The sequence below is a fragment of the Citrobacter sp. Cpo065 genome (assembly GCF_030332805.1).
In the GTDB taxonomy this organism is placed as follows: domain Bacteria; phylum Pseudomonadota; class Gammaproteobacteria; order Enterobacterales; family Enterobacteriaceae; genus Citrobacter; species Citrobacter portucalensis.
Genome location: NZ_JAOWHC010000032.1, coordinates 79,756 through 97,724 on the forward strand (window position 1 = coordinate 79,756; position 17,969 = coordinate 97,724).

A 17,969-nucleotide genomic window follows, 5' to 3' on the forward strand; every position below is an offset into this window, starting at 1 on the left:
TTTATAAGGAACGACTGAGGGTAGGAACAGAGGTTGTCAATTCTAACTAAAGCCAGGCTATCAAAACGGTTAATCAATAGTGCAGACCGGAACCTTTCAGATTTACAGCCAGTTCACCCAGTTTTGTATTCGGATGCTGATGGCACATTTTAACCATTTTCGGTACAGCTTCCGTTTCCACCTCATGCAGGGGAACATAATCATCGCCTTTAAAGTCAGAATTTTTATTAACAATCACAAAGGCAATTGCCGTCTTGTATTGCTGACTCATATCAACAAATTCTTTACAGGTCATATCTTGTGGCGCAGCTTCCGTTGCCTGAGTAGCAAAAGCACGGGTCATTGGTGCCATAACAGAGGTCACAAGAATAGCTGCAGAAACCATCATCTTAATATTCACTATGCGCTCCAGAGTTAGCATTAATTTTTATCGGCGAGCTTATCAGTTTTAACCAGCGTCGCATTTCTACGCAGACTGATAAAAGCTAAAGAACTAAAGATCATCTCGACACCAATAAAAATTGAGGTAAATACATACGATCTGTCGGGATCCATATTCAGCCATACGCCGGCAATAAGCAGGTCAAAAATACCAATAAAAATGTTCCATCCATAACCCGGGCTACGGAACAGTTTGACCCCAGAGGCGATACGAAAAATACCACCCAGAATAAACAGGCAGCAAAATACCATTGCCAGTGAATTCATGCCTATCACAGGATTCACGAGGAAACAGTAACCCAGCAGTAACCACGCGATAGCAAAAAAGGCATAGGTAAATTTGGCTTTCAATTGCTTTTTACCTGAGCTAAACAGGCTATAAATAGAATAGAAACCACATACCAGGAACATAAAGCCGGTTGCATAGCTTAAATAAACACCTGCAACAATCGGATAAATCAAGCAGCAGATGCCACAAATCAACATCAACACCGCCATAATCGTCGCGTGCTTTTTATAATGAACGAGTGTTTTTTCATTAAACGCTCTCAGGCTACGCTGATTAAAAACAAACATACATCCTCCGTTATACATAAACGCAATGTAACCTGTTGACACAAGAATTATTACTCACTCAACATATGTTACTTACAGTGGAATGATAAGACTTCCACTAAGGAAGCGTATATAAGAACAAGAGAATGTCGCTATGCGTATATTCCTACACATGTCAGACATCTGACACTTGTAGGATTAAACGGTCATTATTCTATCTTGGCTCTGATTTCTCTCTTTAACATTATTTAATATGCTTATTGCGTTTGGTGACATATACCAAATTTATTCAGGAGAAAGTAATGAAAAAGATTATTCTTGCGGGTGTGCTTGCAACCATGATGGGTTCAGCACCAGTGATGGCTGCTACTGCTACCACAACCACTCCGGCGCAAGCTGCTACCGCAAATGTACAAAAAGAAGCTGCCGATGTTATGCAGGTCGCAGTGCAAGGCGCAAATGCGATGCGTGATATTCAGCTTGCTCGTCTGGCCCTGTTTCATGGACAGCCTGACAGCGCTAAAAAATTAACCGATGACGCGGCTTCCCTGCTGGCAGGCGACAGCAAAGATTGGGCGAAATTTGTAAAAGCTGCGCCTAAAGCCAAGATGATTGACGATCAGTACGTGGTTATTAACGCTACGGTCGCGCTGTCAGAAGACTATATTGCGACTCCGGCCAAAGAATCCGCTATCAAAACAGCGAATGGCAAAATGGCCAAAGGCGACTGGAAAGGTGCAGTGGATACTCTGCAACTGGCTGGTATCAGCGTGCTTCAGACCCAATACCTGATGCCTCTGAATCAGACTCGTAAAGCCGTTGCCAGCGCGCAAAAACTGCTGGCTTCCGGTAAATACTATGAAGCAAACCTTGTGTTAAAAGGTGCTGAAGATGGCATTGTGGTCGATAGCGAGATGATCGGCGCAGGCCAGTAGTACTCAGCACTACGGAGTGTTGAACCAGGACTTTCTCTCCTGATCGGGCAGCTACGGCTACCCGATCAGGGGGATTAATGGCTAATCAGACTGTCTATCTCAATCTCAATTTCCCGCATAACAGCAATAATCTTCTGCAATGCCTCCTCGCGTACTGCCAGAGGAAGATCGTCATGTCGTCTGGATTCGAAAGGTTCGCACAGGTTCTGTAGCGCAGTGATACCCAGAATTTGCGCCGAGCCATGCAACCGGTGAAGAGCTCGCAAAAACAGCTGAGGTTCATCTTGCAGAACGGCTTTCTCAGCCGCTTGTATATCATTCAGCGTTGCCTCGCGAAATGTCTCGAGAATCTCGTTCATCAGTGCGCGATCGCCGCCGGTATTTTCCGTCAACACATTGAATTTCAAATGCCGGATTGTACAAGGAGACGCATAACCGGTTTCGATTTTACTCAATTCATGGGTCAGTGTCTGAATCGACACAGGCTTGAACAGGCACAAGTTCATACCATTTTGCAGGCATCGATCGCGTGACTGTGGAAGTGCGCTGGCCGTCAGTCCCCATATTTGTAAATTCGGCTGTTGACGACGTAGCGAAGCCGCGAGATCAAACCCGTCTTTTTTCGGCATATTTACATCGGTTATCAGCAGATCGTACGATTTCTTCGCCAGTTTGGCTTCTGCTTCCTCCCCATCACACGCTTCATCCACGCTGTAGCCAATGGCATTCAACTGTCGCTTGAGCAGCAGGCGATTGGTTGGATTATCGTCAGCTATCAAAATAGACAGACACGGAAGCGGTAACAGAGTACCGGGCGCATCGCCATCCGATACAATCGACTGACGAGCCGTTTCAACCGGCAGCGTTATGGTAAACGTGGTTCCTTGCAACGGGACGCTCATCAACTCCAGCGTGCCGCCCATCAACGTCACCAGTTCTTTGCAGATAAATAACCCAAGACCGGAACCGGTTTGTTGACGCCCGCAGCGTCCCTGAGCGTAACGCTGAAACAGCCCCGCCTGCTCCTCTTCACTAATACCGCAACCGGTGTCGCTAATGGCGATGGTCAGGGTACCGTGATTCTCCCCCTCAGGCGTCAAGCGGGCCGTCACATGAATGCTGCCCTGCTCGGTAAACTTCAACGCATTACCCACCAGGTTGGTGAGAATTTGCCGCAAAGCCTGCTGATCGACAAATACCCGCTCGTTCGCCGGCAATTGACTAACGCAGGCAAGCGTAATGCCTTTCTGTCTGGCTAAGGCATCGAAAGAGTGGCACTGCAATTCAATGAGCTGCGAGAGATCCGTCCATTGAGGAACAACCTGGTATTTACCAGACTCAATCTTATCCACATCCAGTATCTTACCGATCAGCCCAAGCAATGACTGGGCCGTCGCCCCGGTAAGGGCAATCGCCTCTTTTCGCTGTGCCGGGCTGAGTTCTGAACTCGACAGTAATTCCACAAAGCCAACAATCGAACTTACCGGAGTACGTAACTCATGGCTCATACTCGCCAGAAAGCGACTTTTGGCCTTGGTTGCTTCAATCGCTTTATTCTTTTCGTTTTCCAGTTCTTGAGATAATGCTTCTTTGAGATGAAGCTGCTCTTCCAGTAGCCGCTGCGATTGTTTCCTTTTATTTACCTCACGGGAGAGTGAGATCCCCCAGATCAGGCTAATTGCTATCAGCAGCAGCGCGAATATCCCCAGTTGATAGAACTGTTTGCTATATCGACTCCAGAAATCGACCTGCGTATTGGAAATTTTCGACCACCTCTCCGTCATCTGCAAAATTTCACGTGGCGGTATGGCCTGAAGCGCTTTATCCATAACAGACTTCAACACCGGCTCGCGGGGAGAGATTGCAAAACTTACCGAGGCACCAGGCATATCTGGAAGCCTAAAAAAGTGCATATTTTTCTGGTAGTAATGATCGACCATAAATCTTGCCGACAATTCGGTAGCGATTGCCGCATCAACGCTGCCCTCCTTGACCATGGCCATCGCAACACTGCCAGTATCCGCATTCACCCAGGTGGCCTGCGGATAGCGTTGCTTCAGCTCGCTTTCCAGCACATGCCCGGCAGGCAAAGCAATACGTATCGGCTTCTCCAGTAGCGATTCAGCGGTTTCCTCACGGGAAGTGATCATCACAAATGCCACATTCATCAGCGGATCGCTAAAGGCCGAATTGGGCGGGTTTTGATAAGTTAGCGTGATAGTGGGATACATATCCCACTGTTCGCCGCTTATTTGCTTTGTCTGCTCACTTTTGGAGCTAGCTAAAATGGGTTCAAAATCGAGCCCCGTTTGCAGATGAATAATATTCAGCAAATCACCAAAAATACCGCGTAACTCACCACTGCGATCGACCAGCGTATAGGGCGAGTAATCTGGGTTGATTAAAATGCGGATAACATGCTTTTTCTTCAACCACGCTTTTTCCTGATCGGTGAAAGGAATAGGCGCATTCAGATAGGCAAGGTTGCCGCGGTTCAGCCAGTTCTGCATGACTTGCATATGAATTTCATTACTGATTGAAGTAATGAAACCATCAAGAATATTTCTTAATACAGGCTGATCTTCGTTAACGACAAAATAATTATATTGTTCTTGCTTATCAAAGTAGTGCGTAATAACCAGTGATTGTGAGAAGTATCGAGAGATACAATGACTGCTGGTGATATTGTTACCAATATAATATTGGTTATCGCCATTCACTACCGACGCCATAGCCTGATACTCGTCGTCATAAAATGAGACTTTAGCCTCAGGAAAAGCCCCCTGGATAACATCGAGAAAAGGGCAATCCCGTACACACGCGACGCTAACCTGATGGTTCGAGGTCAGCGGCAGCAGAGTGTTTTTTAGCGATGTTACAAGCGTCGGCCACGTGGTCAGCAATGCCGAAGTGCGCAACAGATTTCCGCCAACATCCTGGCGTCGGGACAGTTGGGTTATCAGCGTATCAACATCGTTATTGGCGAGCGCGGCCAGCGCCTCTTGCTCATTATCATACTGCTTTATAATGATTTTTAGATTGAGGTTCTTTTGCATTAACGCAAGGTAATCCGCGTTGACGCCCCGATAATATTCACCGCTATTTTGATAAACAATGGGGGAGACTTCCGGTAACCAGGTGCCAACAACCAAGGTTTTTTTATGCGCTAACCAGTTTGTTTCTTCCCTGTTCAAGCCGATATTTTGCACTGAGGTATTATAGTTACTTTTTAGCTCAACTTGCCGAGCTGAGCTTACACCCGTAGACAACCCGATGGTAAAGACGACCATCAAAAAAATAAAAAAGCGTTCCAGCATTACTCTATCCTATTTTATTTCTCTGCGCATAATCATAAATTTCCATTAATGATGAACAATCTAATTTTTCCATCAACCGGCTTTTATAGGTACTTACCGTTTTATTACTGATATTCATTTTGCTGGCAATTGTGCTATAATCCATGCCATTAAGGATATAACGCAATACTCTCATTTCCTGGTTCGACAACGTATCAAGCTTATCCTGCTCGCTGACGGATGAACCAGTAAAGTGCTCAAGGGAAAAGGGAAAATAGCTATAGCCATTTTTTGCTGCTTCGATTGCGGCAAGAATATTATTCATACCTTCTTTTTTACTCACAAATCCGTTAGCACCGTATTCGGCGCTACGTTTGCCGTAAAAAAATTCATTTTTGGCTGAAATGATAATGATTACACCAGCATAGTGCCGCTTTCTCAGCTGCTCCAGCACTTCGATGCCACTGATACCCGGAATATCCACATCGATAATCAACAGCTCCGGTTTGGTTTTTTCAACGGTTTGAACCACTTGATCCCCACTGTCGAGTTCGGTGGTCACGGCGATACCATTGGTATCGAGTAAGTTGCGGATGGCAATGCGAGCCAATGGGTGATCGTCAACGATTATCGCGTTCATTGCGTATAAGAATCCCGATAAATAAAGAGAGGCGATGGCTATAGAGCAGATGAGTCTTCAATATTATGTTTTATAAACGCAAGACTTTAAGAGGAAAATTCTAGCATAGCCACGCGTATATTTTATTATTTTTTCATAACTCGAATGAATAAATCATAAAAATAACATTTTGATTTACAAAAATTAAACTTTGAACCTTTGTAAATATCAAATCATTAACACAACGTAAAGGAAAATTCCTACACATGTAGGACAGGTCTTTCATTTATTAGGGTTCATTCTTAACAAAGTTATTAATATCAATAGGGTAGTAAGCATTAGAACCGTAAAAATACGACCCCCCCCTCATCTGACGATCATTCCGTTAGGGTGGCATGGTGGAAAGCTGCCATCAAATAGCCGCTTACGTTGAACATTCCCATGCACATTTCTATGCCAGCAACTTTACATTACAAACAGATATTATTTTTCAATACGTTGCCTACGACCGTTTTTTGTTAATTTTATTTCTATATGAAATTATCCTACACTTGTCTTTATGCTTAAATAAAGCAGAAACAGCGCATTTTCAAATTTCCAGGTTACATCGATGCGCTGCTAAAAAAATAAGATAGAGCATTTTTCATACTTTCGGGTGATAACAATTTTACTAACCTGAATTTTGGAGAAACTGTAAATCCAGAGGGATCGTACACTGGCACAACCTGGCGGGAAGAAAAACCGGCCAACGTTAAAAGCATCACTTTCACATTCTAAGGAGAAAAATAGGTTACCAGAACAGCAAGTTACGCTTCTCTTCTGGTAGTAAGCAAAGCAATTGATTGATGGCGTATAGCAAAATGAATCAAATACGAGAATCATTAAACAATGTTGTATTCCCTGACACAATGCCTGACGCATGGCCTTATCAATCCTGGTGTTCACCTGAAAATATTGATACCGATATTACATGGTATTCATTTACTGAGCTGGATTTGATGATCGAAGCCTGGCTGGGTAAAGACTCACTCATCCCAGTGAACAAAACCGTATGGGGTTTTGTGAACGAAAATGAACCATTAATCCAGATAGTTATCCACGAAGATATTGCATATATTGCAATTAATCACAGATTCTATTCATGGGTAATTATTGTTGCAGGAACATACAACTTAAACATCAGTCTCGATCTTGCCTCCATATTTAAACACACAGCCTTAGCCGATACAGCGCTATGCATTATAGCCAATCGCGTTGACATACATTCAGTAGAGGTATCTCTTAACACCGCCCGCTCTTTTATGAACTTTGTTTTCTTTCATGAATTGGTTCATTTGATGTGTTGCCAGCATCAATACATCAAGATGAATGGCAACCAACTTCCGTATATCAGGACCATGGAGTTTATTGCCGACTTTCTAGCGTACGAACATTCACTCATGCCTGTAACTTTCGAATATACCGTACAAAAAGACAACTGGGATCTGCAGATGAGTACCGCTCGATGCCTTGGCTTTGTCATCGCGTCCTATTTCATCATTAAGACGAAACAGATCAACAAGTTAAATCTATATCCATCCATAAATGAAAGAACCACCTTGTTGCTGAGTTATATATTATCGCCATCTTTAACGCGGAGTGAACGGGAGGGATTACTGCTAAAATATGAAGCCAGTGGAATAATGGATGCTTATATCCGGCGAGGAAAGCTAGGATTTAATATTGGCAATAATGATTCCCTCACCTCGACTGAATATTCTGCATGTCGTTGTAATTGCAGCAAATGCAGCGCATTCGCCAACGAGATATGTAACAAGGCCAAACCATTGAACAGCGAAGTATTAAACCATATGAGCATTTATACAGAATGCTTCCCTAAAAATAAGGTTTTTTACCCCTTTCCTGTTATAGATAAAAGAGATAACAAAACATCTCATTTTTGTAGTTTACAAAATCCTATACTGTTTTCCTTAGAGGAAACGATTAAAAGATCCTCTGCATTTCTATCAAACCGATTCCTGAGTTTCCACTAAGAGCCTAATGGGATAGGCTCTTAATCACTTATTTCCGTCATCCTTAATGTGGCTCTGGAACAGCAGAGCCACAAGAGAGACATTAATCAGGCTTTACTGGGCAACGCTCCCACTGCGTGCGAGCTTTTGACTGTCAGTGTAACGACAGCTGAGCACAACAGTGCAGCAATCATAAAGATAAAGGCGCTGTTATAGCTTCCGCCACTACTTTGGATAAGCCAGCCGATGATAGGCGCTGATACAACCCCCGCCATCTGGCCGCCAAAGTTAACAATACCGGATGCCCGTCCCATGATGTTGCTCGGGATCGTATCCATCAGAATGCCCCAGAACGTCGCCATGGCAAAGAACATGAACAGGGCTGAGACACACTGATAAACCACCGCCATATCTGCACTGCTCACGCTGAAAGTCAGATACAGGAATCCCGCGGCAATAACAGAGGTTACGACATACAGCGTTTTACGCTGGGGTTTGAATTTGTCTGAGCAATAACCGCCTAATAATGTTCCGCCTGCCCCGAACAGGAAGGGAATGGCCGCCATGACACCGGTCTTTGCCAGAGAAAACTCTCGTACGGTAATCAGGTAGCTTGGTAGCCAGGTTGAAAAACCCCAGAAGGTAATATCAAACAAAAACCAGATACTGGCCATTTGCCAGAGCACTGGCATTTTGAGTACGTCTTTAAACGCGATAGCGCTGGTGTTTTGCAGGCTCCCCTGATCGTCAGCAGCCAGCTCCGCCAGGTCTTGCTGCGTAATGGCAGGGTGATCTTTCGGGTTGTCACGCGTAAATAAGTAGATACCTGCCGCGATAAACAGACCGGGAATACCCAGCACGATAAAAACCATGTGCCAGCCAAATGCCCCGATGATGCTTGCAGCCACAACTACCGCCAGCGCTGGGCCTAAGGTGTTAACCGTTGACTGAATCGCCGTGGCGCGACCACGCTCTTTCGACGGGAAATAGGTTGATATCATCTTCCATGAGGCCGACGGGAAACATCCCTCACCGATACCAAAGAAGAATCGTACTGCTAACATCAGCGGCAGCGTCAGCACAGCGCCGGTTAAGCTGGTGAACACAGACCACCATGCAATACCAATGGCCATGATTTTGCGCGAGCCAAATTTATCCGCCAGTAATCCACCGGGAATCTGAAAGGCAGCATAACCAATAAAAAAGGCGCTAATAATTAAACCTTGTTGAGTCGTATCAAGATTTAAATCTTTGCCAATATAAGGGAGCGAAACGCTCATCACCATTCTGTCGAGAAAAGAGAGCAGCCACGCCAGCCAGATCAGGGTCAGGACGGTATATCTTGCTTTCCAGGTCTTGGGTTTACCTGAAGGTAAAGACGTTTGTAGGTTCATTGTGATGTCCTTAGGGTGTAGTGATCTACCGCGGCCATAAATAGTCGCGATAGATCCATGCGTGTTTAGCGTTATTTATTAATATTGTTTTCTAATAACCGTACCGCTACAGGCATAACTTTCCGTGCCATTGATTAAGGCAATGCGCCCATTAACCATGACAATTTCAATCCCTTCCGGGTACTGATTGGGTTCCACAAAAGTACCTTTATCCGTAATTGTGTTCGGATCGAACATCACAATATCCGCTGCATAACCTACCTTCAGCAGTCCGCGATCCTGCAAACCCAATACTTCAGCAGGTTTCCCCGTCATCTTGCGGATTGCCGCTTCCCAGCTCAGACATCCCTCTTCACGGACATATTTACCGAGTACGCGAGGGAATGCGCCAAACACGCGCGGGTGCGGTTTGCCAGCCCCCATTAAGCCGTCGGTACAGACGTTTTGCTCAGGTCGACAGAGAAACTTAATCACGTGCTCTTCGGTACCGTAGAAGTCGACCATCCCCACGGCGTTTTCCTCTTCAAAGAGCAGATCGAAGGTGGCGTTGTACGGATCTTTTCCGCGCAGCTCGCCCAACTGGACGAGGTTCAAACCGACAGCATCCTGATTTTTTGCCGTTTTCACGCTGGTGACAAAAATCTGGTCCAAGCCGGCAAAATCGATAAAGTTATCCCAGCCAGGAATACCCTGCTGAATATCATCAATCATTTTGGCGCGCAGTTCGGGCGAGGCGAGACGCTCAAGTAATTTGTCCGTACCACCGGAGTGAACCCAGGGCGGCAGGATCACGCCAAGCATCGTACTGCCCGCCACATACGGATACTGGTCGAAAGAGATACGAATTCCCTCTTCCTGCGCCTGTTCCAGCATGCCCAGCATCTGGTCGATCAGCCCCCAGTTTTTCTTGCCGCAAACCTTCATATGCGAAATATGTAGCCAGACGCCAGTGGCTTTGGCGATATCAATCAGTTCCTGGGTTGAGTTGATAATATCGTCAGCTTCACTGCGCTGATGCACCACAAAGATCCCGTCATATTTCGCCGTGACCTTACACAGTTCAATCATTTCGGCAGTATCACCAAAGGCGCAAGGCATATAGATAAGTCCTGTGGAAAGTCCAAATGCCCCAGCCTTTAGCTCCCGCTCAAGGACTTCACACATCTTCGCCACATCTTCACGGGTCGAAGGACGCCCATCCAGACCCATCGCTTCCATGCGCACGTTGCCATGAGGAACTAAATACGCGAGGTTTGTCGCCGGATGACGTGATGCCAGCAGATTGAGATAACCGTCTGTATTTTTATACTTCCAGTCAATTTTGTCGGTGTCACCGTCCAGCCCGGCGATATTTTTACGCCAGGCTGGAATATATTCTTCAGGTAGCGGTGCTAAGGCGACGCCATCCTGGCCCAACAGTTCGGTGGTGATACCCTGACGAATTTTTGCCGACAGCGCGGGGTTAATAATGGCCGACAGGTCAGAGTGCGTATGGGTATCAATAAAGCCAGGGCAAATAATTTTTCCTGTTGCATCAATTACCTGTTCATTGATGCCAACCTCAATTTGACCGATTTCGACAATACGTCCTTCATCAACCATCACATCGGCAATCCTGCCTTCACTGCCCGTCCCATCGATTACATTTCCGTTTTTGAAAATGGTTTTCATCGTTATTCTCCATGGCGGTGCTGCTGAGCGACACCGCCTGTAAGGTAAGAGGTGGTTATCTTTATTTTTATTGGCGATAGAGTGTCTGGATGATGCTGTAATAGCCGCTGGCTGAGCCGGTTAACTGATCGATCTCGATATACTCATCAATGGTGTGTGCCAGGTTTTCTCGTGAAGGACCGAAGCCGATGGTTTTGATTCCCGCTTCGCCCGCATAGTGGCTACCGTTGGTACAAAATGAGTACTGCGTAATGGTTGGATTAAAGCCAGCCTCGCGAATGCCCACTAACGCTGCCTGCACAAATTCGTCGGACTCGTCGTACACCCAGCCGGGGAAGAAACGCTCTCCCTCAATCGTGGCGCCGGTATAGCAAGACTCCTGACCCACCGCGTAGGACACTCGGGCCTTAAACTGCGGATCCTGAGCAATAAGTTCGGCAAGCGCATTTTCCAGCGGAGCAATCACGCTTTCTTTGGTTTCACCCACCAGCAAACGGCGATCGTAGGTTGCGCGACAGTAATCCGGTACCACCGAGGCTCCCGGGTACGGCGAAGATTTAATGTCGGTCAGTTCCAGAATGCCAGGCCCCAGAACCGGATGCGTCGGCGGCGTGATCGTGCGAATTTTGTCGATCAATTGCGCCATTTTGTACACCGCGTTAATCCCCGCCTGTGGGTTAGCGGAGTGCGCGGGCTTACCAAAGGTTTCGACCACAATCTCAGCACGGCCACGCTGACCAATTTTCAGGTTTAACTCGGAAGCTTCACCGATGATCACGTAGTCTGGCTTATAGCGCTCGCTGACCAGACGGGCAGCAATACCTTCAAAACACTCTTCATGCACGATGCACGCAACGTAGATTTTCCCGGCAAAATTTCGCTGATTGTCCTGACCGAAAAAGCCCACGGCGGAGATCATCGCCGCCACGGCACCTTTCATGTCAGTTGTGCCGCGACCATAAATTTTGCCATCTTCAATATCGCCGCCGTATGGATTGCAGGACCACTTCTCTTCGTTCACCGGTACGGTATCGATATGTCCATCGAGAACCAGCGTTTTCCCCGGCTGGTTGCCGACAATGCCGCCAACAATGTTGCCGTACTTATCAACGTGGATGTCATCGAATTGGTAATGCTGCATCATTGTTTTTATGGCATTAACCACTTCCCCTTCCTGACCGGAATAACTTTTTTGTTGGATCAGCGCCTGACAGTTTTTAATGACTTCTTCAATGCGGTTTGCAGATAACATGGGTTTCTCCGTTATATCTCTCAATCAGGGAATTATTTGTTGATGCCCGGGTACTGACCGCCCCAGACAATATCCAGATATTGTTGCGGGTCGGTATCCCCTTCGGTGCTGACTAACAGCACACGAGAGTGCGCATCCAGCCCCAGTTGCTCACGCGTTTGCGCCAGTTCAGGCGAGGTCATCAGCAGCGCCAGCAGACCGGTAGTAACCGCACCTGACTCACCCGAAATAATCTGTGGATCGCCTGCCAGCGGGTTACCCAACATGCGCATGCCCAACGCTGCAACTTCATCAGGACAGGAGGCAAATGCGTTGGCATAATCGCGCAGCAGTTTCCAGCCGATACTGTTCGCCTCACCGCAGGCGAGACCGGCCATCACGGTTTGTAAATCACCGCCCACCGCAATGGCATCCCCCTCTTTCGAACGGGCTGAGCGGTAGAGGCAATCGGCAATTAACGCTTCAGCGACGATCACTTTCGGGCGATTCTCCCCCCAGGCTGCCGTCACCATTCCCTGAACCATTCCGGCAAACGAGCCGACGCCTGCCTGCACAAAAATGTGCGTCGGCGCAACCTGATGCAGCTGATCTATCGCCTCCAGCATCAGCGTGCCGTAGCCCTGCATAATCCACTGCGGGATCTTTTCGTATCCTTCCCACGCGGTATCCTGCACCACTATCCAGCCATACTTTTCGGCCTGCTCTGCGGTCATACGAACCGCATCGTCGTAGTTCATATCGACAATCTCAGCGGTAGCGCCTTCGTTACGGATAGAGGCCAGACGTTGCTGCGAAGAACCCTTCGGCATATAAACCACGGCGTTTTGCTTCAGTTGGCGCGCCATCCATGCCACGCCGCGACCGTGGTTGCCATCAGTAGTGGTGGCAAACGTGACGGTTTGCAGATCGTGGCGTACCTCTTCGCTGGTCATCACGTCAAACGGCAGTTCGCTGATATCCTTACCAACTAATTCAGCGATATGGCACGCCATCGCATAGGAGCCACCCAGCGCTTTAAAGGCTTTCAGGCCAAAACGCTGAGATTCATCTTTGAGGCAGATGTTTTTAACGCCCAGTTTTTGTGAAAGCGCCGGTAGCGTATACAGCGGCGTCGGCGCGTAACCCGGAATAGACCGATGAAAATTCAACGCTTTTACCAGTTCCTGGCGGCTAAACGGTGCCAACGGCGCGTTCGGATGTTCGGTAAACGGTGTCTGGTTAATAAAAAATGATAAGTTTTCCTGCATCATAAAACCTCATTGTCCTGGTATTTCATTCCCTGTAATCGGTGCAATACAGAGATATTTCCGTTATCGGTATTGGCAATAGAGCAAAATGCTTACCAGCTTTTTATTAACCGAGTAAATTCTTATGAATATTTTAATAAAGGCTTTAATTTCAATAAATTAAATAGAAATAAAAATTGACACCAAAAAATATCACTGCGTCAGTTTATCGCCTCATTTTGATAAATTCTCATTATTGATAAATAGTGTGATCGCTGAAGATAAAATAAGAAAAACATCCAAAAACAGCGTGATAGATTGATTTTTCGCAAATCATTTTTGCATTGCTTCGCCTATTTATCATTTTCCTTGAGAAATGTGACACACTGCCGGAGAAGTACCATGATTTCAGTACTCAGCAATATTCAGGATGATATATGCAATTATGCCGACGCTATTTCTGGCATAACGGGCACGGACGTTGAAATCATTGATGAATCTTTAATGCGCATCGCGGGTACCGGGAAATATCGGCATATGCTCAATGAGAACGTGGCCAAAAATGGCTACATCTATCGTCACGTTTTGCAGGTGCGAGAAACGGTACTGATCAAAAATCCCGGCGAGCATCCGCTGTGCCAGTTATGTGAAAAACACCACTACTGTTCTGAAATGCTGGATTTGAACGCACCAATTTTTCTCAATAATCGCGTGATTGGCGTGATCGGGATTATTTGCTCAACCCAGGCACAGCGTGACACGTTACTGAGCCAGATTGATAAATTTGTCACCTTTATTGAGCAAATCGCCGTAATGATCTCCAGTAAGGTCTTTGAATGCCTGGAGCGTTTACGCGCGCAGGAAACGCTTGGCGCATTTCGGCGTCTGATCGATGCTATGGACCGCGGCGTGGTGGCAATTGATGGCAAGGGTCTTATCTGGCATGCCAATCATTCAGCCGATCGCATCCTCAACCGTGAGGTTCAGGGATTACCACTGACCATTGAAACAACCGGGGATAGCCTGTATGGCGATGAAGAAGCGTGGCTGACGCTTGAAGGTCAGAAACATCATGTACTGTGCAAACAAATTTCGCTCTCCTCACAGGATAACGATCGCTTAACCATGGTTATCTTTCGTGATGCACACGACTACCTGAGTAACCTTACTCCATCCCCTTATGAGTCCGACATGCAGGTGCGACTGATTGGTCACTCTCCCTCAATGGAGCAACTCAGAAGCACCATCGGTAAAATCGCCAACAGTTACGCCAGCGTGCTCATCACCGGGGAAAGTGGCTCGGGGAAAGAGGTCGTGGCTTTTGCCATTCACCAAAGCAGTCCACGTAAAGCCGCGCCTTTCGTGACAATCAACTGCGCGGCTATCCCCGAACAACTGCTGGAAAGCGAACTGTTTGGTTATGTTCGTGGCGCATTCAGCGGGGCCGATCCCAAAGGACGAATGGGAAAATTTGAACTGGCCAACGGCGGCAGCCTGTTTCTGGATGAAATTGGCGATATGCCGTTGCACCTGCAGGCCAAGCTGCTCAGGGTCTTGCAGGAAAAGGCGATCACCCGCGTTGGCTCTAATAACACCATCAATATTGATGTGCGCATTATTGCCGCGACCAACAAAAACATTAATGCGATGGTGGAGAATAATCAGTTTCGCGAAGATCTTTTCTATCGCCTGAATGTGGTCCCTCTGGTACTTCCATCCCTGCGTGAACGCCGTGCTGATATTGCGGTCCTCGCACAGTATTTTGCCGATGAGTTCTCGGTCAGTTACCAGCGACCACCGCAAAAACTGCCTGATGACGTTATTAACCGACTTTATGCCTGGCACTGGCCGGGCAACATTCGCGAATTACGCAACGTGATCGAATACATTTTTGTGATGCGCGGAGAAGCCGCCGGGATCAACGCCAGCCATCTTCCCCCTTACCTGCTCACCGCCGCTGACGGTAGAAAAACGACGATGACCACGCAACCCCGTCAGCTTGCCAGCAAAGGAAAACAGGCGGAAAGGGAAGCTATCGAAAACGTCATCCAGCGATTCGGCTCAAGCGTTGAGGGGAAAAAACAAGCCGCGACAGAACTGGGGATCAGCATTGCCACGCTCTATAGAAAAATAAAACTGTACGGTTTGTGAGCCTCCCCCTCTTAACGAAGAGGCTCACGTAAAACCATACTGTGCAACCGAGCGCGTTACAGGGCCGATTGATTTCGATGCTGCTCGAAATAGCGTCTGGCCTTGTCGTCAGCTTCTTTCAGGGCTGTCGGATTCAGGTTCTTCTGCGCGATATCCAGTCCATTTTGTGCATCAGAATTCCCATTAGCAAAGGCCACCGCACTCCAGATATACGCCTGAGCATAATCCTGAGTTACCCCTTTGCCTTCAAGGTACATGGTTCCCAGCATCCCCTGAGCTTCCGCATTTCCCTTTCTTGCGGCCTGTTCAAACCACTCAGCGGCTTTTTTATCATCCTGAGCGACGCCATTACCTTCTAAATACATCAAGCCAAGATCTTTCTGCGAGCCTGCATCTCCCTGGGCCGCGGCTTTATCCAGCCACTCCACCGCTTTTTTATTGTCCTGGGCCGTTCCCTCTCCTTTTGCATACATCATGCCAAGCATGCCCTCGGCCAGCATATCCCCTTGAAGAGCAGCCTGATTAAACAGCTCAAACGCTTTTTTGTGGTCCTGAGCCACACCAACGCCCTCGCCAAGGTAATACATCGCGCCGAGCATGCTCTGGCCCAGCGCGTCCCCTTTGCTGGCGGACTGTTTAAACAGCGCGAAAGCTTTGTCAGTATCCAGACCGACACCATCACCTTCAAAGTACTTTCTGCCCAGTAATCCCTGCGCTTTGGCATCCCCTCGTTCAGCCGCTTTACTCAATGACTTAACGGTGTTGTAGCCCTCTAATAGCGACGCCTTACTTTCAAGGAAACGCTTTGCGTCAGGATTGCCCTTCTCAACCGCACGATGGAGCCACTCAATGGCATGATAGTTTCCGCGCTCGGCAGCAATGCTTAACCACTCGACGGCCTGCTTATTGCCTTTTCCGACTTCGTTGTCAAACCACTCAATGACCTTACCGTCATACCAGCGCGCGCCCTCACCATCAAAGTAGACTAAGGCGAGCAGATAACGCGCATCGAGATTGCCCTGCTCAGCCGCACGGGTCAGCCATTCAACAGCGTTCTTGTCATTCTGCTGCACGCCCTTACCTTCGAAATACAGCACACCGAGATAGTATTGGGCATCGACATTCCCCTGGGCCGCCGCTTTGCTAAACCATTCGGCCGCTTTCTTGTCATCTTTCAGGCCGCCTTTGCCCTCGTAGTACATCAGTGCAAGCAGATGCTGAGCACTCGCATTACCCTGCTCAGCCGATTTGGTCAGCCACTCGCTGCCTTTACTGAAATTCTGCTCTACCTCTTTCCCTTTTAAGTACACGGTTGCAAGCACAAACTGCGCCTGCGCATCCCCCGCCTCAGCACCCTGCTGTAAAACAGCCACAGGTTCTTTATTCCACTCTTTTGCTTGTCCCTGTGAAGATCCCGCCCCCACAATATTCCGATAAAAGTGAAGGCGAGGAGAGGCCGAATGTTCATAAAACGTAATCCTTGTTAAGAAAAGGCACATAATGGAGATGCTCCAACGGCAAGCCAACTTATTTAACTGCGATTGTGATCCATGTCAGAACTATCAGATATTAACTGGGAAATGTGTAAAATATAATTCTTTGATTATGCAGGTGATCCTTAGTGAATAATGCACAACAAAAAGGCCATGCTAATAACATGGCCTTTCGTCTGGACATGGCGTTGAAACTTAATCAAACACACCATTAATAACAGCGGTGACAATCGCCGTGCTCAGTGCAATCAGCACCAGATTATCGCCAATAACCTGCCATTCATAGCCCGGGTAATACGGAAGTTGATTCAACATTGATGGCGGAACGCTCTTCCTGGCGATCCCCGGAGGAAGCGGTTTTCCTCGCGCCAGATTTTTGGCAATACCTGGAGGCAGTGACTTATAGCCCGTTAGACCGTATCTGACGGCATACTGCCTGGCCACGTTATAGCTGATGTCACTATCGACATGGTCCGGCTTACCATAATTTTTACGCTGTTCAGATTGTGCGTTATTTTTTTGGTCCGCGTGTCCTTTCTGGCTATGACCACTATTCCCCTTGTTCCCGCTATTACCATAATTGCCACTATTACCATTTCCGTTGCCATTGCCGGGGTTAGCCAACACAGGAGTGGCACACATCGTCATCGCAGCAACGGCAACTACCGCTGCGGCTAAAGTTCGAAGCCTGGACATGATGATTCCTTAAGCTGTGGATACAAATAAAAATGTACGGTATTCGCTGAATACTGGCTATCGCTTCAACTCCGATTTATGGGCAAATAAACGATGTTGCTTTGCCATGGGCTCCCCAGATTGAGCGTTTTTGAGATTACAGCTCGCCATTCCCGCTATCTCAGATCGGCAAGCGACAGGCACAGGATCTGAGTTTTTGGGAATAACTTCGCGAAAATGGAGAGAAAA

At 47.3% G+C, this 17,969-nt stretch carries 13 protein-coding genes; 3 read left to right on the forward strand and 10 right to left on the reverse strand.

Translation table 11 applies throughout. The features are described 5' to 3' along the window. Positions 1-73 precede the first annotated feature (73 nt). Entirely contained in the window at positions 74-421 is a 348-nt protein-coding gene (locus OGY68_RS14305) for an HdeA/HdeB family chaperone (RefSeq protein WP_057068467.1), read from the reverse strand. Further along, the gene (locus OGY68_RS14310; protein ID WP_057068465.1) at positions 421-1,017 is read right to left on the reverse strand and encodes a DUF308 domain-containing protein; all 597 of its coding nucleotides are present in this window, start codon (positions 1,015-1,017) and stop codon (positions 421-423) included. The genes OGY68_RS14305 and OGY68_RS14310 overlap by 1 nt, the downstream gene beginning before the upstream one ends. Positions 1,018-1,298: 281 nt before the next feature. Between OGY68_RS14310 and OGY68_RS14315 the strand changes: the two genes are divergently transcribed. Next, positions 1,299-1,931 (forward strand): YfdX family protein, encoded by a 633-nt coding sequence (locus OGY68_RS14315; protein ID WP_057068462.1) that lies wholly within the window; start codon positions 1,299-1,301, stop codon positions 1,929-1,931. Positions 1,932-2,005: 74 nt separating this feature from the next. Here OGY68_RS14315 and OGY68_RS14320 read toward each other — a convergent pair whose 3' ends face one another. Both OGY68_RS14320 and evgA read right to left on the reverse strand, forming a co-directional pair. Beyond that, positions 2,006-5,248: an ATP-binding protein gene (locus OGY68_RS14320; protein ID WP_286580459.1), complete on the reverse strand. Its 3,243-nt coding sequence runs from the start codon at positions 5,246-5,248 to the stop codon at positions 2,006-2,008. A gap of 4 nt (positions 5,249-5,252) precedes the next feature. Then, positions 5,253-5,867 carry an acid-sensing system DNA-binding response regulator EvgA gene (gene evgA, locus OGY68_RS14325; protein ID WP_008785570.1) on the reverse strand — a complete coding sequence of 205 codons (615 nt, stop codon included), beginning with the start codon at positions 5,865-5,867 and terminating at the stop codon, positions 5,253-5,255. A gap of 839 nt (positions 5,868-6,706) precedes the next feature. Here evgA and OGY68_RS14330 point away from each other — a divergent pair. Beyond that, a complete protein-coding gene (locus OGY68_RS14330) occupies positions 6,707-7,879 on the forward strand; it encodes a hypothetical protein (protein WP_286617140.1) in 1,173 nt (390 codons plus the stop codon). A gap of 86 nt (positions 7,880-7,965) precedes the next feature. Here OGY68_RS14330 and OGY68_RS14335 read toward each other — a convergent pair whose 3' ends face one another. From OGY68_RS14335 to dpaL, 4 genes are all read right to left on the reverse strand, one after another. After that, positions 7,966-9,252 (reverse strand): MFS transporter, encoded by a 1,287-nt coding sequence (locus tag OGY68_RS14335; protein ID WP_003826074.1) that lies wholly within the window; start codon positions 9,250-9,252, stop codon positions 7,966-7,968. A 78-nt stretch (positions 9,253-9,330) separates the two neighbouring features. Continuing rightward, positions 9,331-10,923: an N-acyl-D-amino-acid deacylase family protein gene (locus OGY68_RS14340; protein WP_008785573.1), complete on the reverse strand. Its 1,593-nt coding sequence runs from the start codon at positions 10,921-10,923 to the stop codon at positions 9,331-9,333. Between the two features lie 67 nt (positions 10,924-10,990). After that, positions 10,991-12,175, reverse strand: a complete 1,185-nt coding sequence (locus tag OGY68_RS14345; RefSeq protein ID WP_057067642.1) for a YgeY family selenium metabolism-linked hydrolase — start codon at positions 12,173-12,175, stop codon at positions 10,991-10,993. Between the two features lie 32 nt (positions 12,176-12,207). Further along, a complete protein-coding gene (dpaL, locus tag OGY68_RS14350; protein ID WP_057067664.1) occupies positions 12,208-13,422 on the reverse strand; it encodes a diaminopropionate ammonia-lyase in 1,215 nt (404 codons plus the stop codon). A gap of 381 nt (positions 13,423-13,803) precedes the next feature. Here dpaL and OGY68_RS14355 point away from each other — a divergent pair, with 381 nt between their 5' ends. Further along, positions 13,804-15,552 carry a sigma-54 interaction domain-containing protein gene (locus OGY68_RS14355; protein WP_286617142.1) on the forward strand — a complete coding sequence of 583 codons (1,749 nt, stop codon included), beginning with the start codon at positions 13,804-13,806 and terminating at the stop codon, positions 15,550-15,552. Positions 15,553-15,608: 56 nt separating this feature from the next. On the opposite strand, the gene OGY68_RS14360 is transcribed toward OGY68_RS14355, so the two are convergent. Then, a complete protein-coding gene (locus OGY68_RS14360; protein ID WP_286617144.1) occupies positions 15,609-16,925 on the reverse strand; it encodes a tetratricopeptide repeat protein in 1,317 nt (438 codons plus the stop codon). A gap of 315 nt (positions 16,926-17,240) precedes the next feature. Next, a complete protein-coding gene (locus OGY68_RS14365; RefSeq protein WP_057067645.1) occupies positions 17,241-17,741 on the reverse strand; it encodes an anti-virulence regulator CigR family protein in 501 nt (166 codons plus the stop codon). Positions 17,742-17,969 lie beyond the last annotated feature (228 nt).